Here is a 19827-nt window from a genome sequence, read left to right on the forward strand (position 1 = left end):
CGCATCCATGGAGCCGCCCCGGAAAACCGGGCCGACGGAATGGATCGCGGATTGGGCCCGGCGAGGCTCTTCCCATCCTCGCGACCGCCGCTGAATACCTCCCCACTGGCGCCGGTAGCGTCCAGAGCGTATTCAGGCGGGCCGGCGAGCCGGCTCGGGTCAGGCGCGGATGATAGCGCCCGTGAGCGCGTCGCGGATCACCGTGGGCCGCTCCAGGCCGCCCAGCGGAGCGTCCAGCAGGCCGTCCAGCGCGGCGCCGAAGTAGTGCTCCACCGCCGCCGCGGAACGGGCCGGCGGCTGGCCGTGCGGGTTGGCGCTGGTCGACACCAGCGCACCGCCGAAGGCGCGGCACAGCGCGGCGGCGGGCTCGTGCGCGGTGACGCGCAGGGCGATGCCGGCATGGGCGCCGGCCACCCATTCGGGCACTTCGGCCGAGCGCGGGAAGATCCAGGTATTCGGTCCGGGCCAGCTCGCTCGGACCTGCTCCATCACTTCATCGGGCACCGCGACGCGGGCGATGTAGCGCTCGACCTGGGCGAAGTCAGCCGCGATCAGCAGCACGCCCTGGGTAGGCGGGCGCTGCTTCAAGGCGAAGATCTGCTCGAACGCCGCGCGGTCATGCGGATCGCAGCCCAGGCCGAACACCGCCTCGGTGGGATAGGCCAGCACGCCGCCGCCGCGCAGGAGCGCGGCGGCATCGTCGAGCTGATCGAGCGCGAAGTGCCGGGCCACTCAGGCCTTGGCCTTGCCTGCGGGCTTCTTCGCGGCGGCTTTCTTGGTGGCGGTTTTCTTCGCCGCGGTTTTCTTGGCTGCCGTCTTGGTGGCCGTCGTCTTCTTGGCCGCGGCCTTCTTCACCGCCGGTTTTTCCGCCGGAGCCTTCTTGGCGGCCGCCTTTTTCGCGGCCGGCGCGGCCTTCTTCGCCGCTGCCTTCCTGGCGCCGCCGCGGCCCTTCTTTACCGGCGCCGCGGCGAGCAGTTCGATGCATTGCGCCTCGGTCAGGGTCTTCGGGTCCTGGTCCTTCGGGATGCGCGCGTTCTTCTCGCCGTCGGTGATGTACGGGCCGAAGCGGCCGTTGAGCACCTGCACGCCGTTGCCGAAGTCCTGGATCACGCGGTTGGCGATCAGCTCCAGCTTTTCCTGCACGATCTGCAGCGCGCGCGGCAGCTCGATGGTGTAGGGGTCGTCCTCGGCCTTGAGCGAGGCATAGGTGCTGCCCTGCTTCACGAACGGGCCGAAGCGGCCCACGCCCACCGACACCTCGTCGCCATTCTCGGCCTGGCCGAGCTTGCGCGGCAGCTTGAACAGCTCCAGCGACTCTTCCAGGGTGATGGTGTGCATGCTCTGGCCCGGACGCAGGCTGGCGAACTGCAGCTTCTCGTCGGTGTCCTTGTCGCCGATCTGCGCATACGGCCCATAGCGGCCCAGACGCACCGACACCGGCTTGCCGGTCTTCGGATCCGTGCCCAGCTCGCGCGCGCCGGTGGCCTCGCTGCGGTCGACGGTCTCGGTCTTTTCCTCGACCTGCTGCTTGAACGGCTGCCAGAAACGCTCCATCAGCGGCACCCAGGCTTCCTCGCCGCGGCTCACCGCGTCGAGCTCGTCCTCGAGCTTGGCGGTGAAGTCGTAGTCGACGTAGCGGGTGAAGTGCTGGGTCAGGAACTTGCTCACCGCGCGGCCCACGTCGGTGGGCTTGAAGCGGCGGCTGTCCAGCAGCACGTATTCGCGGTTGAGCAGCACCTGGATGATGCTGGCGTAGGTCGACGGACGGCCGATGCCGTGTTCTTCCAGCGACTTCACCAGGCTCGCTTCGGAATAGCGCGGCGGCGGCTCGGTGAAGTGCTGGTCGGCCAGGATGTCGTGCAGCGCGACCTGCTCGCCCTTTTCCAGCCTGGGCAGGCGGCGGCCTTCGTCGTCGTCCTCGGCGCTCTTCTGGTCGCGGCCTTCCTCGTACACGGCCAGGAAGCCCGGGTCGACCACGGTGGTGCCGGTGGAGCGGAAGCCCGCCTCACCGCCCTGGGCATGCGGCAGGGCGAAATCCACCGACACGGTGTTGAGCGTGGCGTGGATCATCTGGCAGGCGACGGTGCGCTTCCAGATCAGCTCGTACAGCTTGCGCTGCTCGTCGTTGAGGTACGAAGCCACCTCGCGCGGCGTGTACATGGCCGAGGTCGGGCGGATCGCCTCGTGCGCTTCCTGCGCGTTCTTGGACTTGGACTTGTAGACCTGCGGATGGTCCGGCAGCGCCTTGTTGCCGTAGTCGCGCGCGATCAGCTGGCGCAGCTCGCCCACGGCGTCCTCGGACAGCGCCACCGAGTCGGTACGCATATAGGTAATGAGGCCGACGTTGCCCTCGCTGCCCAGCGACACGCCCTCGTACAGCCCCTGCGCCACCTTCATGGTGCGGCTGGTGGAGAAACCGAGCTTGCGCGCGGCCTCCTGCTGCAGGGTGGAGGTGGTGAACGGCGGCGCCGGGCGGCGCTTGCGCTCCTTGCTGCCGACGTCGCTGACGGTGAGGCGGCCGTGCGCGGCCTCCTTCAGCGCCGCGCGGGCAGCCATGGCGTCGGCCTCGTTGGTGAGGTCGAACTGCTCGAACTTCTTGCCGTACAGGCGGGTGAGGCGCGCGCTGAAGTCGCCCTCGGGGTGGCGCAGCGCGGCTTCGACGGTCCAGTACTCGCGGGCGACGAAGGCTTCGATCTCTTCCTCGCGCTCCACGATCATGCGCAGCGCCGGGCTCTGCACGCGGCCGGCGGACAGGCCGCGCTGCACCTTGCGCCACAGCACCGGCGACAGGTTGAAGCCGACCAGGTAGTCCAGCGCGCGGCGCGCCTGCTGGGCGTCGACCAGGTCGTGCGAGAGCTGGCGCGGCTGGGCCACGGCGGCCTTGATCGCCTTGGGGGTGATCTCGGAGAACACCACGCGGTGCAGCTGCTTGCCCTTGGTCAGGCCCCGCTGCTGCAGGATCTCGCTGATATGCCAGCTGATCGCCTCGCCTTCGCGATCCAAGTCGGTCGCGAGGTAGATGTCGTCGGCCGCCTGGGCCGCCTTGGCGATGGCATCGACGTGTTTCTGATTGCGCTCGATGATCTCGTAGGCCATGGCGAAACCATGGTCCGGATCGACCGCGCCCTCCTTCGGCTTCAGGTCACGCACGTGACCGTAGGAGGCCAGGACCTGGAAGTCCTTGCCCAGGTACTTGTTGATCGTCTTGGCCTTGGCGGGCGACTCGACGATGAGCAGATTCTTTGCCATGCAGCGGGGTTTCCAGAAGCCAACGGCCCGCACTTTGGCGGGCCTTCTTTATTTAGTTAAAGGCATGCCGCGCCAACGCCGTCAAGCTCGGTCTCGTGAAAACGAGGCATGGAGCCATTTCGGCCATCCGGCCCGGCTAGCCCGGCAGGCGCTGGTAGCGATTGCCCGGCAGGCTGCCGACCACGCCCTCCAGCTCCAGCATCAGCAGCATGGACGACAAGGCGGCGGCGGACTGCCCGGTACGGCCGGCCAGCTCGTCCAGGCTGGCCGGGTCGTGGCCCAGGGCAGCCAGCAGCTGGCCGTACTCCGGGTCGCCGCTCCAGCCCGCCTGGGCGGCCTGAACGGCCCGGCCCGGTGGCGCATCCTGCAGCCGCGCCGCCAGTTCCGCGCCCAGCGCGCGCGCCTGCGGCGCCAGCACCTCGGCCACTTCGGCCGCCGTTTCGACCAGCCGGGCGCCGTCGCGGATCAGCTGGTGGCAGCCACGGGACTGCGGATTATGGACGGAGCCGGGCAGCGCGAATACCTCCCGCCCCTGCTCGCCGGCCAGGCGGGCGGTGATCAGCGAGCCCGATTCCAGGTCCGCCTCGACCACCAGGGTGCCCAGGGCCAGGCCCGACAGGATGCGGTTGCGCCGCGGGAAATGCCCCGCCACGGCCGGCGTGCCCAGCGGGAATTCGCTGACCAGGACGCCTTCCTGCGCGATCCGGTGCGCCAGGGCGAGATGCTTGCGCGGATAGACCCGGTCCAGGCCCGTGCCCACCACCGCCACCGTGGGCCGGCCGGCATCCAGCGCGCCCAGGTGGGCCGCGCCGTCGACGCCGTCGGCCATGCCGCTGGTCACCACGAAGCCGGCCACGGCGAGGTCCCGCGCGAACGTCCGCGCCTGCGCCAGCCCGCCGGCGGTGGCGCCGCGCGAGCCGACGATCGCCACCTGCGGGAACAGCAGCAGCCCGGCGTCGCCGCTGACGAACAGCGCGGCGGGCGGGTTCGGGATCGCCTCCAGCAGGGGCGGGAAATCCGCCTCGGTGCAGCACAGCAGGCGATGCCCCGGCTGGGCCAGCCAGTCCAGGTCGGCGGCGATCAGGGCTTCGTCCGGCCGCTCCAGCCAGGCCACTGCATCTGCGCCCAACGCCGCCGCACGCCGCGGCGCATGCGCCAGCACGGTCTCGATGCGCCGGTCGTGGGCCAGCAGCCATTGCCGGAGGGTGGAAGGCCCCAGGCCGGGAGTGCGCAGCAGGACCAGCCAGGCGCGCCATGCGTCGGTTTCGCTCATCCGTGCAGTTTATGGGCCGCGCAAACGAAAACGGCGCGGACGATGCCGCGCCGTTCTGTCAGCCGATGCCGATGCGCTTACTCAGGCATCGTCAGGCGGTCGCCCATCGAGATCGGCTTGATGCCGTCCATGACCAGGCCGTAGCTGACCTTGTCGAAGGTGCGGAACACCATCACGTGGCCGACGAATTCCTCCGGCAGGGTCACCGCCTTGCCGGTGCCGCGGCGCCAGCTGTCGCTGGCCACGTCGTCGTTGATGGTCTCGCCCGGATGCACGATCGAGAAGGTCTGGCCGTTCTCCACGCCGTCCTTCGCACCGATCGACATCGCCACCACCTGGTGCGGGCCGACGGCCTCCAGCGCGTCGGTGAAGGCGATCACGCGGGAGTTGTCCGGCACCGACTTCGGCGCATGCGGGTAGTAGTACGGGTCGTAGGGCTTGTCGTCGATCGGCATGATGCGATCGCCCTTGCGGATCTCCTGGGTGGAATCCAGCAGCAGCAGGGTGGAGACGTCGCCGGTGCGCAGCGTTTCGGCATTGCCGATCACCGTCACTTCGGTGCCCAGGTCGGTGCCGGTGCCGTAGTGGTGGTCGTTGCGGAATTCTTCGCGCCACGGGGTGGTGACCACCGAGGCGTCGTCGTCCAGCTCATGGCCGACCATCGGGTACGGCTCGCTGCGGTCGTCCTGGTTGAAGCCGCGGAAGGTATGCGTCGGGCGCACGATCGCCCAGCGCTGGCCCGGCTCGGACTTGAGGTTGCGCGCGTAGATGTTCTGGCCGACGGTGCCGCGCAGGCGGGCTTCCTCGAAGCCCATCACGTACGGCGACTGCTTCACCTCGTCCGAGTTCATCACGCGCGTTTCCTTCAGGAACATGCGCAGCGCGGACAGCGGGATGGCGGGGATCGGCTCGCCTTCGGCGCGCACGCGCGGCTGCAGGCCGAGGCGCGGACCGTTGATGAAGGAAAGATTGAGCACGTCGCCCGGATAGATCAGGTGCGGGTTCTGCACCTGCGGATTCGCCTGCCAGATCTCCGGCCACAGCCAGGGCTTGGAGAGGAAGCGCGCCGAAATGGCCCAGAGCGTGTCGCCCTTGCGCACGGTGTACGAATCGGGGTGGTCCGAACGCAATTGAGCGCCGGCAGCGTAAACGGCGACAGTGACCAGCATGCCGGCCAGCAGCCCGATGGACTTTCTAATCATAAACGGGATTCCCCCATCCCCCGATGCTCGGCGGAGTGTAACCGATGGTTTAACGCCCGCAACCAGAGCCAGTTGGCAGAATCCTCTGCCAGACACGGGGTTGCCGACGTACAATAAGGCTCATTCTAGATCGCGCCCGGGCTGGGTTTTCACCGATTCGCCCGCATTTTTGGCGCCGAGGTGTACACCAAATGTCGACCCTGACCATTCTCGAATTCCCCGACCCCCGCCTGCGCACCAAGGCCGAGCCCGTGCGCGTGTTCGACGCAGAACTCAAGCAGTTCGTCGCCGACATGTTCGAAACCATGTATGCCGCCAACGGCGTCGGCCTGGCCGCCACCCAGGTCAACGTGCACCGGCGCGTGCTGGTGGCGGACATGAGCGACGGGCGCAACGAGCCGCTGGCCCTGATCAATGCCGAGATCCTGGAAAAGGACGGCTCCCAGGTGTACCAGGAGGGCTGCCTGTCCTTCCCCGGCATCTATGCCGACGTGACCCGCGCGCTGAAGATCAAGGTCAAGGCGCAGGACGCCGACGGCAAGGAGTTCGTGCTCGACGTGGAAGGCCCGCTGGCGGTGTGCATCCAGCACGAGATGGACCACCTGGCCGGCAAGGTGTTCGTCGATTACCTGTCGCCGCTGAAGCGCTCCATGCTGCTCAAGCGCCTGGACAAGCAGCGCAAGCAGGCGGCCAGCGCTTGACGGGCGCGCCCTTGCGCGTCGTCTTCGCCGGCACGCCCGAGTTCTCCGTCCCCTGCCTGGAAGCCTGCCGCGCCAGCGGCGCCGAGGTCGTTGCCGTGTATACGCAGCCGGACCGCCCCGCGGGCCGCGGCCGCAAACTCACGCCCAGCCCGGTGAAGCAGGCCGCACTGGCGGCCGGCATCCCGGTGGAGCAGCCCGAATCGCTGAAGAGCCAGGAAGCGCGCGACACGCTCGCCGCCTGGCGGGCCGACCTGATGGTGGTGGTCGCCTATGGCCTGATCCTGCCGCGCAAGGTGCTGGCCCTGCCGCGCCTGGGCTGCTGGAACGTACATGCCAGCCTGCTGCCGCGCTGGCGCGGCGCCGCGCCGATCCAGCGCGCGATCCTGGCCGGCGACACCGAAAGCGGCGTGGACCTGATGCAGATGGAAGCGGGCCTGGACACCGGCCCCGTGCTGCTGGAACGCCGCACGCCGATCGAACGCGCCGAAACCGGCGGCAGCCTGCACGACCGCCTCTCGGCGCTGGGCGCCGAGGTGCTGGCCGAAGGCCTGCGCCGCGCCATGGCCGGCGAAACGCCGAGCCCGCGCGCGCAACCGGAAGACGGCGTCACCTACGCGCACAAATTGGATAAGGCCGAGGCGAAGCTGGATTTCCAGCGCGACGCGCTCAGCCTGGAACGCCAGGTCCGGGCCTTCGACCCCTGGCCCGTCGCCGAAGGCGAGATCGCCGGCGAGCCGCTGCGCATCTGGGCCGCCGAAGCCATCGCGCGCGACCACGCCGCCGCCCCCGGCAGCGTGCTGTCCGCCGGCCGCGACGGCATCGAGATCGCCTGCGGCGAAGGCGCCCTGCGCGTGACCGCGCTGCAGCGCGCCGGCGGCAAGCGCATCGGCGCGGCCGACTATCTCAATGCGCGGCCCGAGCTGCGCAGCGCCCGATGACCGACACCCGCGCCCTGGCCGCCCAGGCCCTCGCCGAAGTCGCCCTGCGCGGCGCCTCGCAGCGCGACGCCACCGAGCGCTACGCCCCGCGCCTGCCCGACCCGCGCGACCGCGCCCTGTTCACCGCCCTGGTCAGCGACGGTGCGCGCTGGTGGCTGCGCTTCGACGCCGCCATCGACCGCCTGCTGGAGAAACCGCTGCGCCAGAAGGAGCCGGCCGTGCACGCCCTGCTGGTGCTGGGCCTGGTGCAGCTGGAGATCCTGGAGCTGCCCGACTACGCCGCCGTCGCCGCCACCGTGCAGGCGGCGCGCGCGCTGCAGCGGCCGCGCATGGCCGGGCTGGTCAACGCCGTGCTGCGCCGCTGGCAGCGCGAGCGCACCGAGCTGCTGGCCGCGCTCGACGCCAAGCCGCAGACCCGCCACGCCCACCCCGCCTGGCTGGCCAAGGCCATCGCCCGCGACTGGCCGGAACAGGCCGACGCGGTGATGGCCGCGAACAATATCGAGCCGCCGCTGATGCTGCGCGCCAACCGCCGCCGCAGCGGCCGCGACGACCTGCTCGAACGCCTGCGCGCCGCCGGCTATACCGCCGAGGCCCACGCCTGGCTGGCCGACGGCATCGTGCTGCCGCACAGCGCCGACGTCACCCGCATGCCCGGCTTCGCCGAAGGCCATTTCGCCGTGCAGGACGGCGCCGCCCAGGCCGCGGCGGATCTGGCCGAGGTGCGCGACGGGCTGCGCGTACTCGACGCCTGCGCCGCCCCCGGCGGCAAGGCCTGCCATCTGCTCGAACGCGCCCGGCTCGACCTGATCGCGCTCGAATCCGACGCCGGCCGCGCCAGGCGCATCGGCCAGAACCTCGACCGCCTCGGCCTCGACGCCGACGTGGTGATCGGCGACGCCGGCGCCCCGGATACCTGGTGGGATGGCCGTCCGTTCGACCGCATCCTGATCGATGCCCCCTGCTCGGCCACCGGCGTCCTGCGCCGCCGGCCGGACGTGCGCCTGCACCGCCGCGACAGCGACATCGCCGCGCTGGCCGCGCAGCAGCGCCGCATCCTGCAGGCGCTGTGGCCGCTGCTGGCGCCGGGCGGACGGCTGGTCTACGTGACCTGCTCGCTGCTGAAGGCGGAAAACGAAGCGGTGGTCGGCGCGTTCCTGGCCAGCCAGCCCGAAGCAAGGGCGGCCGCATTCACCCTGCCCGCGGGGCAGGCGGCGGCGCTGGGCTGGCAGGTTCTCCCCGGGGATGGGGACCTCGACGGCATGTACTATGCCGTGCTCGAACGGGCCTGACCGGCGCGCCTAAGCGCCCGATAAGGCGCCCGGCTTAAAAAACGCTACACCCATCGCTACGTCGCGGCGCCGCCGCCGGAAGTCCACGCATGCCCGTTGCCTCGCAAGCCACTCCCCAGGAACGCCGCTATTTCTGGCTGCTGCTGATCTTCGCCGTGGTGGTGATCGGCGCCGGCATCGGCCTGCGCGACCCGTGGCCGTCGGACGAGCCGCGCTTCACCCTGGCCGCCAAGCAGATGGTGGAAAGCGGCGACTGGCTGTTCCCGCATCGCGGCAGCGAGCTGTATTCGGACAAGCCGCCGATGCTGATGTGGACCGAAGCGGCCAGCTACACCGTGCTGCGCAGCTGGCGCGCGGCCTTCCTGCTGCCGTCGCTGCTGGCCGCGCTGGGCACCCTGCTGCTGGTCTACGACCTGGGCCGGCGGCTGTGGAACCGGCAGGCCGGCCTGTATGCGGCCGCGGCGCTGCTGGTGAGTTTCCAGTTCGTCTACCAGGTGAAACGCGCGCAGATCGATCCGCTGGTGATGTTCTACATCACCGCGGCGAACTGGGGCCTGCTGGTGCATCTGCTCAAGGGACCGAACTGGCGCGCGTTCTGGTTCGGCTGTTTCTGCGCGGGCCTGGGGGTGATCACCAAGGGCGTGGGCGTGCTCGCGCTGTTCATGCTGCTGCCCTACCTGGTGGCGTGGCGCGGCGGCTGGGACGGCGTGTCGCGCATGGGTCCGGGCGCGTGGTGGCGCTGGCCGCTGGGCCTGGTGGCGCTGCTGGCGGCGATCGCGCTGTGGCTGGTGCCGATGCTGCTGGGCGCGAAGGCGCACGGCAACGATCCGGCCTATACGGCTTATGTCAACGACATCCTGTTCCACCAGACCGCCGGCCGCTACAGCAAGTCGTGGGACCACCACCATTCGCCGTTCTATTACGTGCCGATCGTGCTGTTCAGCTGGCTGCCGCTGTCGCTCACCTATCCGGGCACGCTGCCGCGCTGGTGGCAGCGGCTGAAGGCGAAGGACGCGCGCATCCTGCTGCCGCTGGGCTGGATCGTGCTGATCCTGGTGTTCTTCGCCATCCCCAAGGGCAAGCGCGACGTTTACATCATGCCGGCGCTGCCGATGCTGGCGCTGATCACCGGCCCCTTCCTGCACGAGCTGCTGCAGAAGCGCTGGCTGCGCATCGCGGGCCTGGTGTTCATCGGCGTGATGGGCGCGGCCATGCTCGGCGTCGGCGCGGCCGCCTTGATCGCGCATCCGAAGTTCGCCACCGAGTTCGCCACCGCGCGCGGCTTCGACGACGGCGGCCACGCGCTGTGGTGGATGTTCGTCGCCATCGGCGCCGTGCAGCTGGTGCTGATCGCCGCGCTGCGCCTGCGCCACGCCGTGTGGGCGGTGTGCGGCGGCATGGCGGCGATGTGGCTGGCCTGGGGCCTGTGGGCGTATCCGCTGCTCAACGATTCCAGCTCCGCCGCCGCGCTGATGCAGGACGTGCGTGCGCGCGTGCCGGCCGACGAGGAACTGGGCCTGGTCGCGTGGAAGGAACAGAACCTGCTGATGCTCGACCGTCCCGCCACCGACTTCGGCTTCACCGTGCCCTGGCACGAGCAGTACGCGGCGGCGGTGAAGTGGCAGGCGCAGGCGCCGGCGCACCGCTGGCTGTTCGCGCTGGACGGCGTGATGGACAAGTGCGTCGACCGCAGCAAGGCGATCAGCCTCGGCCACGCCAACCGCCGCGAGTGGTGGCTGTTCAAGGCCGACGCGGTGATCCCGGGCTGCACGCCGAACGAAGAGGTCGACCGCGTGCCGGCCAGTACCGCCGACTCCGAGTGACCGCCCCATGGCGCGCCTGGACCTGATCGGACGCGACAACGGCGCCGGCCTCAGCCGCGACATGGCCTTGCTGGCCGAGGCGCTGCGCGAGGCCGGCAACGGCGTCACGCTCAGCGGCCTGCCGCATCGCGGCCGCCTCGCCGAATGGGCGACGCGGCTGCGCCTGGCCTGGCGCGCGCCGGCGCAGGACATCAACCTGATGCTGGAACGCATCCGCCCCGAATTCCTGCGCGGTGCGCGGCGCAACGTGGTGATTCCGAACCCCGAATACTTCCGCCCGTTCGACCGCGCCCATCTCGCCGCGATGGATGCGGTGTGGGTGAAGACGCGCCATGCGGAACGCCTGTTCGGCGCGCTCGGTGCGCGCACGCAGTACATCGGCTTCACCAGTCCCGACCGGCTGGATGCGTCGGTGCCACGCAAGCATGCGTTCTTCCATGGCCCGGGCCGCAGCGGCAACAAAGGCACCGAAGCGCTGCTGCGTTTGTGGGCCGCGCATCCGTCGTGGCCGCAGCTCACCGTGGCGTGGCGGCGCAAGCGCGTGGATATCGGCGCGCTGCCGGCAAACGTCACGCTGCTGCGCGAGCATCTGGACGACACAGCGTATCGCCGGCTGCAGAACGAACACCGCTTCCACCTGTGCCCGTCGCAGACCGAAGGCTACGGCCACTACCTGGTCGAGGCGATGAGCTGCGGCGCGGTGGTGGTGACGCTGGACGCGGAACCGATGAACGAGCTGGTGACCGCGGAACGCGGCGTGCTGGTGCCGGCGCGCAGCGAGGGCAGGCAGGATCTCGCCACGCTCTACGGCTACGCCGATGAAGCCATGTCCGCCGCGATCGAACGCTGCATCGCCATGGACGCAAGCACCGCCGAACAGCTCGGCCGCGCCGCCCGCGGCTGGTACGACACCAACCGCGCCGACTGGCCCGCGCGCCTGCGCGCCGCCATCGCCGCCCTGCCCTGATGCTCACCGGACCCCGCATGCGCAAGCGCGCCATCCAACTGATCGGCAACGACAACGGCGCCGGCCTCACCCGCGACATGCGCCTGGTCGCGCGCATCCTGCGCGAGGGCGGCCATCAGGTTACGGTGACCCGGCTCAATAACCGCGCGCGGCTCAGCCACCGCTGGCAGCGTTTTTCCGGGCGCGCGCGCCAGCTGCTGCGCAACCTCGCGCGGGGCCGCTTGCATGCGCGCTACGACCTCAACCTGATGTGCGAAAGCGTCAGCGCGCGCTATTTCCGCCAGGCCGGCGCCAGCGCGCTGCTGCCGCATCCGGAATGGTTCGACAAAGCATGGCTGGCGGACCTGGGCGGCATCGACCTGGTGCTGGCCAAGACCAACCATGCGCAGCGCATCTTCAGCGAGCTGGGCCGGCCGGTGATACACACCGGTTTCGTCAGCGAAGACCAGCGCGCGCCGGACATCGCACGCCAGCCCACCTTTTTCCACGGCCCGGGCCGCAGCAACAACAAGGGCACCGCGCAGATCCTGAAACTGTGGGCGGACCATCCGGACTGGCCGCAGCTCACCGTGGTCTGGCGCAGCGACGAAGCGCGCACCTGGCCGCAGACGCCGGCCAACGTGCGGCTGATCCGCGAATACGTCGGCGACGAGGCACTGCGCGAACTGCAGAACACCAGCGTGTTCCATCTGTGCCCCTCGCAGACCGAGGGCTATGGCCATTCGATCGTCGAGAGCTTAGGCATCGGCGCCGTGGTGATCTCCACCGACGCCGAACCGATGAACGAGCTGGTCACGCCCGAGCACGGCATCCTGGTCGCCGCGCACGCCGCCGGCACGCAGGCGCTGGCCACGCTCTACGATTTCGACATGGACGCGATGCGTGCCGCGATCGAGCGCTGCATCCATATGCCGGAAGCCGAGCAGCAGCGCCTGGGCCAGGCCGCGCGCCGCTGGTTCGAAGACAATCGGCGGGATTTCCCCGGCCGCCTGCTGCGCGCGCTCGATACGCTGCCCTGACCTTCCACTCGCAGACCACATCCTCCATGAGCACCAGCGTCAATCTCATCGCACCCGACAACGGCCTGGGCCTGAGCCGCGACCTGCAGTTCACCGCCGAGGCGCTGAAGGCCTGCGGCTGCACGGTGCACTTCACGCGGCTGACCGATGCGGACGAGAAAGTGCGCTGGTCGCTGGGCCGCAAGGGACTGCGCGGCGACCTGCGCCGCTGGCGTTTCGCCATGCGCCACCGCGAGCCGCCGCGCTTCGATCTCAACATCATGTTCGAGCATCTGTGGCCGGCGCATTTCGGCCTGGCGCAGCAGACCATCGCGCTGCCCAATACCGCATGGTTCGATGCCAAGGACGTGCTGCACCTGCCGCGCGTGGCGCGCGTGTGGTGCAAGACCAACGACGCGGTGGAGGTATTCCGCGGCCTGGGCAAACCGACCTCCATGGTGGGTTTCGACAGCGAGGACCGCTACGACGCCGCGGTGCCGCGCGAACGCGCCTTCTTCCACCTGGCCGGCGGCAGCGTCACGCGCGGCACCGACCGTCTGCTCGCGGTATGGCGGCGCCATCCGGAATGGCCGACGCTCACCGTGCTGCAGCATCCGGCCTGTGCGCCGCAGGATCTGAGCGCCCCGAATATCCGTCACCTGCGCCAGTTCCTCGACGGCAACGTGCCGGCGCAGTACGCGGAATTGAGCCGCCTGCAGAACAGCCATCTGTTCCAGATCTGCACCTCGGAGATCGAGGGCTGGGGCCACTACATCGTCGAGGCGCTGGGCGTGGGCGCGGTCACCTTCGTGGTCGACGCGCCGCCGATGAACGAGATCGTCACCGCCGAACGCGGCCTGCTGGTGCCTTATGCGCAGACCGGCCGGATGGGACAGGCGACGACTTACCAGTTCGACGAAGCCGCGCTGGAAACCGCCGTGGCACGCGCGCTGGCGATGCCGGAAGCGGACGTCGCACAGATGGGCGCCAGGGCGCGGCAATGGTTCCTCGGCAACAGCGCGGGTTTCGTCCCGCGCATCCGCCAGGCGCTGGCCGACTCAGCCGGCCGCGGCTGAGATTTCGTAGTTCTCTCCGGCGGCCATCGCCGCCAGGTGGCCGTCGATGCCCCGCTCGCAGCGCACGATGTGCTCGCGCACGGTGCGCAGATAGATCTGGTTGTTCGGCAGGCTGGGATCGTCCACTTCTTCCTGCGCGCGGCTGTGGTGTTCCAGGTGCGCGGCCAGCGCCGCCCACTTGAGCGCGCGGCGGCGCACGCCGGCGTTGCCTAAGCGCGCGGCCAGTTCGCGGTCTTCCGCGCCGTAGCCTTCCATCTGTTCGTCGAAGCCGTTCACGCGCAGCAGGTCGTCGCGCCAGCAGCTCATATTGCAGCTCATCACGCGGCCGCCGCTGCGCGCGCGGGATTTCCAGCGCGCCAGCGGCAGCGAACGGAACGCATACAGGCGCTTGATGCCGTCGAACACCTGGAAATCCGCATCGGCCCAGGGCGCGAACACCGGCCGGCCGCCGGCCAGCAGGCGCCTGGATTCCCGCTCGCTGTTCTTGAAGCGGCCGCCCTGCAGGAAATAGCCGCGCCCGGCCAGGGCGAGGTGGTCGGCGATGAAGTCCGGGTGCAGCACCATGTCGCCGTCGATCATCACCACGTATTCGCCGCGGCTGGCGGCGATGCCGAGATTGCGGCTGCGCGAGGCGCGGAAGCCCAGGTCTTCCTGCCATACGTGGCGCAGCGGCACCGGGAAACTTTTAGCCATGCGCTCGATCACCGCGCGCGTGGCGGGGCCGGAGCCGTCGTCGGCGACGATCACTTCGTCCGGCAGGCGGCTCTGCGCCGCCGCGCTGGCCAGCACGCGCTCCAGCGCCTCGGGCCAGTTGTAGGTCAGCACCAGCAGGCTGACCGAACGCGGCGCGGTGCGCGCGCCGCGCGTGCGGATGCTCCACGACAGGCCCAGGCTCAGCGCCAGCGGCAGCCAGCCGAGCAGCCATTCCACGTCGGGGCGGCGCAGCAGCTGCGGGGCGTCGAACTGCCAGGCCACGCTGGCGTAGATCCACAGCGCCAGCATCACCCGCCCCAGCATCACGTGGCGGTAGCGCCAGGCGCGCCAGCCCATCACCAGCCACAGCAGCGCCCACAGCAGCATGCCCGGCACGCCGAGCAGGATCGCCAGGTGGCTGAGGATGTTGTGGCTGTGTTCCCAGGTCTGGCCCTGGCCGACGATGTCGTAGTGGCTGCCCATGCCCAGGCCCAGCCACGGGTGCTGGCCGATCAGCACCAGCGACTGCTGCAGGATCTCCGGCCGGTAGGACAGGCCGCGGTCCTTCATGTACTGCCAGCCTCCCAAGGCAATGATCACCGCGGCCACGCCCAGCATCGCCGCGGCGCGGCGGCGGATGTGCCGGTGCGGCGCGGCCAGCAGCATCACCGCCTGGGTAGCGATCAGGGCCAGCCAGATCGAGCGGGTGAAGGTCAGCAGCACGAAGGTCATCAGCGCCACGATCGAGCCGATCTGCAGCACCCGCTGCCAGCGCCCGCGCACCGACAGCTGCAGCAGCCACACGCTGGCGGCGCCGAAGGCGAAGGCGGCGAGGTTGGGGTTGTCCAGGGTGCCGAAGCCGACCAGGCGGTCCTGCTCCTGCCAGGTCGAACCCACGCGCAGCGGGAACACCGCCATCGACACCAGGGCCGCCAGCCCCAGGCCGGCGCCCGCCCAATAGAGCAGCGCCTGCGCGCGCCGCGGCTGGCCCGCGACCAGGCTGCCCAGCAGCAGCACGAAGGCCAGCACGTAGAGGACCACCACCGCGTCGTCGCCGAGCGTGCCGTTGCGCGCCCAGATCACCGACAGCAGGGTCCAGCCGAGGAAGGCCAGCAGCAGCTTGCCTTCGCGCGCCTCCAGCAGGCCGCGCGCCAGCGCGCGGCGCCAGGACCAGGTCAGCCAGGCGGCCGGCAGCAGGAACAGCGCGATCAGGCTGTCGTGGTAGTACTTGCCCGGATTCCAGACCTTCGGTCCCGGCGGACTGGCCGCCATGCCGACCAGCAGCCAGCCCAGGCCCAGCAGCATCCACAGGCGCAGCCACGCCGGCAAAGCCAGCCAGCGCCGCTTGAACTGGGCGGCCAGGCCTTCTTCCCTTGCCCCGGCATGCACGGTGTCTTTCAAGCTGTCCTTCCACATTCTCGAGGCGATTCCTGTCAACCGGGGGGTGCCGCTGGAGCCAGACCCCACCAGTCAACGCACAACCGTGCGCAAGGATACCCATACCGGGGGAAACGGAGCGCGAACGGGGACATAACCCAAAGCAGAACGTTCGGCCGGCGCATTTGCGCAACGCCGGAGCAAGCCAGCGCAGGTTGGGGTTCGCCGTTGGCTCACCCCAACCTGCGCCGGAGGGTTTGGGGCGGGCGGCAGAAGCCATCGGCTAGAATCGCCGGATGCAGACGCTCCCCCTCACCCTCGTCGTGATGACCTACAACGAGGCGAAGAACATCGCCCGTTGCCTGGACAGCGTGCCGTTCGCCGCCGAAAAAGTGGTGATCGACAGCGGCAGCACCGACGACACGGTGGCGCTCGCCCAGGCCCACGGCGCACGCGTGGTGCACCAGGACTGGCTGGGCTTCGGCCCGCAGCGCAACTTCGCCAGCACCCAGGCCGGCCACGACTGGATCCTGGCGCTGGACGCCGACGAATACCTCACCCCGGCCCTGGCCGAGGAGATCGCCGCGAAGCTGCCGGCCCTGATGGCCGGCGACACCTGCGCCGTGTGGCTGCGCCGCGCCACCATCTACATGGGTGCGCCGATGCGCTTCTACCTGCCCTCGATGGGCGAGAAGATGGCCCGCCTCTACCACCGAGGCCGCGCCCGCTGGGCCGACGTGCGCGTGCACGAGTCGCTGCGCTTCGACGGCCCTTCGGCCATCTTCCAGGCCCGCTTCAACCACGAGAACAACCCCAGCCTGCCGGAGAAGCAGATCAAGGTGCTGCGCTACGCGGAGCTGAAGTGCCGCGACTGGCTGGAGAAGGACAAGCCCGTGCGCATGTGGCAGACGCCGTTCGTGTTCGCGCTGGCCTTCCTCAAGGACTACCTGTTCCGCCTGGCCTTCCTCGACGGCTGGCGCGGCTACGCCATCGCCCAGACCGCCGCCTCGTATGCGGTGTACAAGCGCATGCGTTACTACGAGATGCGCCATAACCCGGCCTCCATCGAGAGCGCGGCCGCCGCGCTCCACCGCCACGGAATCGACCGCTGACCATGCCCAAGCACTACCTTCTGTACGGCTCCGAGCGCTATGCGCTGGCCATCCTGCGGCCGGTACAGGAGGCCATCCGCGCGCGCGGCGACGAGGCGGCATGGTTCTTCGACGGCCCCGGCGCGGAAGACCTGGCCGAAGGCGAGCGGCTGCTCACGGTGAGCGAAGTGCGCGCGTGGAAGCCGATCGCCTGCATCACCTCGTCCAACCATCTGCCGCATTTCTTCCCCGGCGTGAAGGTGGAGACCTTCCACGGCTTCGACGCCGGCAAGCCTCGCCACATCTATATCCGCGGCTTCTTCGACCTGTACTGCACCACCGGTCCGCGCGACACCGCGCAATTCCAGGCGCTGGCCGACGAGCTGGGCCACTTCGCGGTGGCCGAGACCGGCTGGCCCAAGCTCGACCCCTTCATGAAGGAGATCGCCGGCCCGCTGCCGCCGGTGCGCGAGAAGCCGGTGATCCTCTACCACTCCACTTTTTCGCCCTCGTGGAGCGCGGCCGAGACCCTGTACGACGAGGTGAAGCGCCTCTCCAGCAGCGGCGAGTGGCAGTGGATCGTCACCTTCCATCCGAAGATGAATCCGGAGACGGTGGCCAAGTTCAAGGCGCTGCAGGGCGAGCACCTCACGTTCGCGGAGAACGACAACATCCTGGAGCTGTTCCCGCGGGCCGACATGATGTGTTCGGACACGTCCTCGGCGCTGAGCGAGTTCCTGCTCACCGGCAAGCCGGTGGTCACCTTCAAGAACCGCCGCCCGGGGCCGCAGCTGATCGATATCGATGATGCCGCGCAGTTCGAGCCGGCCATCCGCCGCGCGCTGAGCCGGCCGCCGGAGCTGATGCAGGCCATCTGCGACTTCGCCGACGCCATCCACCCGTACCGCGACGGCCATTCCAGCGAGCGCGTGCTGGATGCCATCGACGCCTTCATCGCCAAGGGCGGGCGCAACCGCAAGCCGAAGCCGGGCAACTGGTGGCGCAAGCTCAAGCTGCGGCGCCGCATCGGCTATTGGGGTCCGGCGCGCTCCTAAAGCCTCCGGACAGAAAAGCCGCACTAGAATCGCAACCCTCCTGAGAAAGAGCTGCCCCCTTGCCTTCCAGCGCCTACAGCCGTTCCGAACACCTGCGCTCCCTGTGGCCCTGGCTGCCGCTGTGGACCGTGGTCGCCCTGCTGGCGATCTTCTCGCATGGCCCGATGCCGCTGTATTCGACCCGCACCCTGGCGGTGGCGTGGGAGATGTGGAGCCACGGCCACTGGCTGGTGCCGCACATCAATGGCCAGCCCTATAGCGACAAGGTGCCGCTGCTGTTCTGGATGATCCACGCCGGCTGGTTCGTGTTCGGCGTGAACGACGTGTGGCCGCGCGTGCTGGAAGTGATCTTCGGCGGCACCCAGCTTGTGCTGCTGGCCACGCTGGCGCGGCGCCTGTTCCCCAACCGCCCGTGGGTGGCCAAGGGCGCGCCGTGGATGCTGCTGGCGCTGGGCTACGCCTTCCTGTTCGGCCTGCAGGTGATGTACGAGGTGCTGCTGGCGGTATGGGTGCTGGCGGCGCTGCTCACCCTCACCCCGAAGGCCGGCCGCGAGGAGCCGCGCTGGCTGCTGTTCGGCCTGTGCATCGGCGCCGGCCTGATGACCAAGGGCCCGGTGATGCTGCTGCACGTGGCCTTCCCCTGGCTGCTGGGCCCGCTGTGGAACGACTGGGCCAACCGCCACCGCGGGCGCTGGTACGGCCGCGGCCTGCTGGCGGTGCTGCTGGGCGGCATCATCCTGCTGGCCTGGGCGCTGCCGGCCGGCTTCAGCGGCGGCGACGACTATCGCCACCGCCTGTTCTTCACCCAGACCGCCGGCCGCGTGGTGGATGCGTTCGACCACGCCCGCCCGTTCTGGTGGTACCTCACCATGATCCCGGCCCTGCTGTTCCCGTTCAGCGGCTGGCCGCGCGCCTGGGTGGCGCTGGGCGCGCTGCGCCGTCCGCTGGAGCCGGGCATCCGCTTCGGCCTGTGCTGGCTGCTGCCGGTGCTGCTGGCGTTCTCGCTGATCAGCGGCAAGCAGCTGTACTACCCGCTGCCCGAATTCGCCGGCGCCTGCCTGCTGCTGGCCGGCGCCATCGCGGTGCTGCGCGAGCAGCGGCCCAAGCTGGCCAATACGGCGTGGCTGGGCACCTGGCCGCTGGGCGTGGGCGGCATCCTGTTCGCGGTGTTCCTGTTCGTGCTGCCGAACCTGGTGGCGCACAACCTGATGCACGGCGAGTTCATCGATTCGACCTCGCAGTACAGCCGCTTCTTCAGCGTGGTGTTCGTGGTGCTCGGCGCGCTGCTGCTGCTGCGCGGCCGCGGTGAGCTGCGCCGGCTGGCGGTGGCCGGGCTGATCGGCGTGCTGGCGCTCAACACGCTGTTCACCCTGACCATGTGGCCGAACTTCGACCTGCGCCCGGCCGCCCGCCTGCTGGGCGCGGCGGATGGCGAAGGCCGCGCCATCGGCTACGTGGGCAACTACGAAGGCCAGTTCCATTTCGAAGGCCGCCTGAGCCGGCCGATCGAGCGGCTGAGCGAGGGCGAGTCGATCCAGGCCTTCGCCCGCCTGCATCCGGACGGCCTGATCATCACCCGCCCCGAGAAACTGGCCGACGCCGACCTGCGCTACCCGCTGCTGGTGCAGCCGTTCCGCTCCAGCTGGGTGGTGATCTGGCCGGCCTCGTCGCTGGCCGCCCAGCGCGCCGGCCACACCCCGGCCGAGCCGCCGCACCCGACCCGGCTGTACCAGGTCGACGCGTGGCGGTACCGCGCGATGCAATGAGCTCGCCGCTGATCGCCAACCTGCGCGCGCAGTGCGGCGGCCCCCGCGACGGTGCGCTGCTGCGTTTCTCGCTGGGCCATGCCTTGCTGGCCGAGGGCGATGCACCGGCGGCGGCCGAGGAATTGCGCCACGCCGTGCGGTTCGATCCGCGCTATTCCGCTGCGTGGAAACTGCTGGGCAAGGCGCTGCTGGCGGTGGAAGACCGCGCCGGCGCCGCGGAAGCGTGGCGGCAAGGCATCGACGCCGCGCGCGAGCGTGGCGACAAGCAGGCGGAAAAGGAAATGGCCGTGTTCCTGCGCCGGCTGGAGCCGAAGGACGCGGGCTGA

At 69.9% G+C, this 19827-nt stretch carries 16 protein-coding genes; 11 read left to right on the forward strand and 5 right to left on the reverse strand.

Annotated elements, in window-relative coordinates; translation table 11 throughout:
- Positions 1-159: 159 nt before the first annotated feature.
- The 4 genes from ISN75_RS20905 to ISN75_RS20920 all read right to left on the reverse strand — a co-directional run bounded on the left by ISN75_RS20905 (position 160) and on the right by ISN75_RS20920 (position 5724).
- Complete coding sequence (locus ISN75_RS20905) at positions 160-732, reverse strand: L-threonylcarbamoyladenylate synthase (protein WP_343818009.1); 573 nt, start codon at positions 730-732, stop codon at positions 160-162.
- Positions 733-3249, reverse strand: a complete 2517-nt coding sequence (locus tag ISN75_RS20910; protein ID WP_167253206.1) for a DNA topoisomerase I — start codon at positions 3247-3249, stop codon at positions 733-735.
- A gap of 136 nt (positions 3250-3385) precedes the next feature.
- A complete protein-coding gene (gene dprA, locus ISN75_RS20915; protein ID WP_167253204.1) occupies positions 3386-4522 on the reverse strand; it encodes a DNA-processing protein DprA in 1137 nt (378 codons plus the stop codon).
- Between the two features lie 77 nt (positions 4523-4599).
- Positions 4600-5724 carry a LysM peptidoglycan-binding domain-containing protein gene (locus ISN75_RS20920; RefSeq protein ID WP_167253202.1) on the reverse strand — a complete coding sequence of 375 codons (1125 nt, stop codon included), beginning with the start codon at positions 5722-5724 and terminating at the stop codon, positions 4600-4602.
- A gap of 191 nt (positions 5725-5915) precedes the next feature.
- Here ISN75_RS20920 and def point away from each other — a divergent pair, with 191 nt between their 5' ends.
- The 7 genes from def to ISN75_RS20955 all read left to right on the forward strand — a co-directional run bounded on the left by def (position 5916) and on the right by ISN75_RS20955 (position 13519).
- On the forward strand, positions 5916-6425 hold the full coding sequence (gene def, locus ISN75_RS20925; protein WP_167253200.1) for a peptide deformylase: 510 nt from the start codon (positions 5916-5918) through the stop codon (positions 6423-6425).
- 11 nt (positions 6426-6436) lie between these two features.
- On the forward strand, positions 6437-7363 hold the full coding sequence (fmt, locus tag ISN75_RS20930) for a methionyl-tRNA formyltransferase (RefSeq protein ID WP_343818013.1): 927 nt from the start codon (positions 6437-6439) through the stop codon (positions 7361-7363).
- Positions 7360-8655, forward strand: a complete 1296-nt coding sequence (rsmB, locus tag ISN75_RS20935) for a 16S rRNA (cytosine(967)-C(5))-methyltransferase RsmB (protein ID WP_168648394.1) — start codon at positions 7360-7362, stop codon at positions 8653-8655. The genes fmt and rsmB overlap by 4 nt, the downstream gene beginning before the upstream one ends.
- Before the next feature lie 89 nt (positions 8656-8744).
- Positions 8745-10478, forward strand: a complete 1734-nt coding sequence (locus ISN75_RS20940; protein ID WP_167253194.1) for an ArnT family glycosyltransferase — start codon at positions 8745-8747, stop codon at positions 10476-10478.
- Between the two features lie 7 nt (positions 10479-10485).
- Positions 10486-11445: a glycosyltransferase gene (locus ISN75_RS20945; protein ID WP_343818017.1), complete on the forward strand. Its 960-nt coding sequence runs from the start codon at positions 10486-10488 to the stop codon at positions 11443-11445.
- A 17-nt stretch (positions 11446-11462) separates the two neighbouring features.
- Positions 11463-12464, forward strand: coding sequence for a glycosyltransferase (locus ISN75_RS20950; protein ID WP_343818019.1), 1002 nt, complete (start codon positions 11463-11465; stop codon positions 12462-12464).
- Between the two features lie 26 nt (positions 12465-12490).
- Positions 12491-13519, forward strand: a complete 1029-nt coding sequence (locus ISN75_RS20955; RefSeq protein ID WP_343818021.1) for a glycosyl transferase family 1 — start codon at positions 12491-12493, stop codon at positions 13517-13519.
- On the opposite strand, the gene ISN75_RS20960 is transcribed toward ISN75_RS20955, so the two are convergent.
- Entirely contained in the window at positions 13502-15613 is a 2112-nt protein-coding gene (locus ISN75_RS20960) for a glycosyltransferase (protein WP_343818023.1), read from the reverse strand. The genes ISN75_RS20955 and ISN75_RS20960 overlap by 18 nt on opposite strands.
- A 272-nt stretch (positions 15614-15885) precedes the next feature.
- Here ISN75_RS20960 and ISN75_RS20965 point away from each other — a divergent pair, with 272 nt between their 5' ends.
- From ISN75_RS20965 to ISN75_RS20980, 4 genes are read left to right on the forward strand one after another with little or no spacing between them, the layout of a single operon-like run.
- Positions 15886-16701, forward strand: a complete 816-nt coding sequence (locus ISN75_RS20965; protein WP_167253184.1) for a glycosyltransferase family 2 protein — start codon at positions 15886-15888, stop codon at positions 16699-16701.
- Positions 16702-16703: 2 nt separating this feature from the next.
- The gene (locus tag ISN75_RS20970; protein WP_168648399.1) at positions 16704-17735 is read left to right on the forward strand and encodes a CDP-glycerol glycerophosphotransferase family protein; all 1032 of its coding nucleotides are present in this window, start codon (positions 16704-16706) and stop codon (positions 17733-17735) included.
- A gap of 59 nt (positions 17736-17794) precedes the next feature.
- Positions 17795-19501 carry an ArnT family glycosyltransferase gene (locus tag ISN75_RS20975; RefSeq protein ID WP_168648400.1) on the forward strand — a complete coding sequence of 569 codons (1707 nt, stop codon included), beginning with the start codon at positions 17795-17797 and terminating at the stop codon, positions 19499-19501.
- Positions 19498-19827 (forward strand): hypothetical protein, encoded by a 330-nt coding sequence (locus ISN75_RS20980; protein ID WP_168648401.1) that lies wholly within the window; start codon positions 19498-19500, stop codon positions 19825-19827. Before ISN75_RS20975 ends, ISN75_RS20980 begins: the two co-directional genes overlap by 4 nt.

Origin of the sequence: Dyella marensis (assembly GCF_049532885.1) — a bacterium.
Classification (GTDB): domain Bacteria; phylum Pseudomonadota; class Gammaproteobacteria; order Xanthomonadales; family Rhodanobacteraceae; genus Dyella_D; species Dyella_D marensis.

Coding starts and splice junctions, on each gene's coding strand:
- ISN75_RS20910 (WP_167253206.1), bottom strand. CDS start 3,249: ATGGCAAAGAATCTGCTCATCGTCGAGTCGCCCGCCAAGGCCAAGACG.
- dprA (WP_167253204.1), bottom strand. CDS start 4,522: ATGAGCGAAACCGACGCATGGCGCGCCTGGCTGGTCCTGCTGCGCACT.
- ISN75_RS20920 (WP_167253202.1), bottom strand. CDS start 5,724: ATGATTAGAAAGTCCATCGGGCTGCTGGCCGGCATGCTGGTCACTGTC.
- def (WP_167253200.1), top strand. CDS start 5,916: ATGTCGACCCTGACCATTCTCGAATTCCCCGACCCCCGCCTGCGCACC.
- rsmB (WP_168648394.1), top strand. CDS start 7,360: ATGACCGACACCCGCGCCCTGGCCGCCCAGGCCCTCGCCGAAGTCGCC.
- ISN75_RS20940 (WP_167253194.1), top strand. CDS start 8,745: ATGCCCGTTGCCTCGCAAGCCACTCCCCAGGAACGCCGCTATTTCTGG.
- ISN75_RS20945 (WP_343818017.1), top strand. CDS start 10,486: ATGGCGCGCCTGGACCTGATCGGACGCGACAACGGCGCCGGCCTCAGC.
- ISN75_RS20950 (WP_343818019.1), top strand. CDS start 11,463: ATGCGCAAGCGCGCCATCCAACTGATCGGCAACGACAACGGCGCCGGC.
- ISN75_RS20955 (WP_343818021.1), top strand. CDS start 12,491: ATGAGCACCAGCGTCAATCTCATCGCACCCGACAACGGCCTGGGCCTG.
- ISN75_RS20965 (WP_167253184.1), top strand. CDS start 15,886: ATGCAGACGCTCCCCCTCACCCTCGTCGTGATGACCTACAACGAGGCG.
- ISN75_RS20970 (WP_168648399.1), top strand. CDS start 16,704: ATGCCCAAGCACTACCTTCTGTACGGCTCCGAGCGCTATGCGCTGGCC.
- ISN75_RS20980 (WP_168648401.1), top strand. CDS start 19,498: ATGAGCTCGCCGCTGATCGCCAACCTGCGCGCGCAGTGCGGCGGCCCC.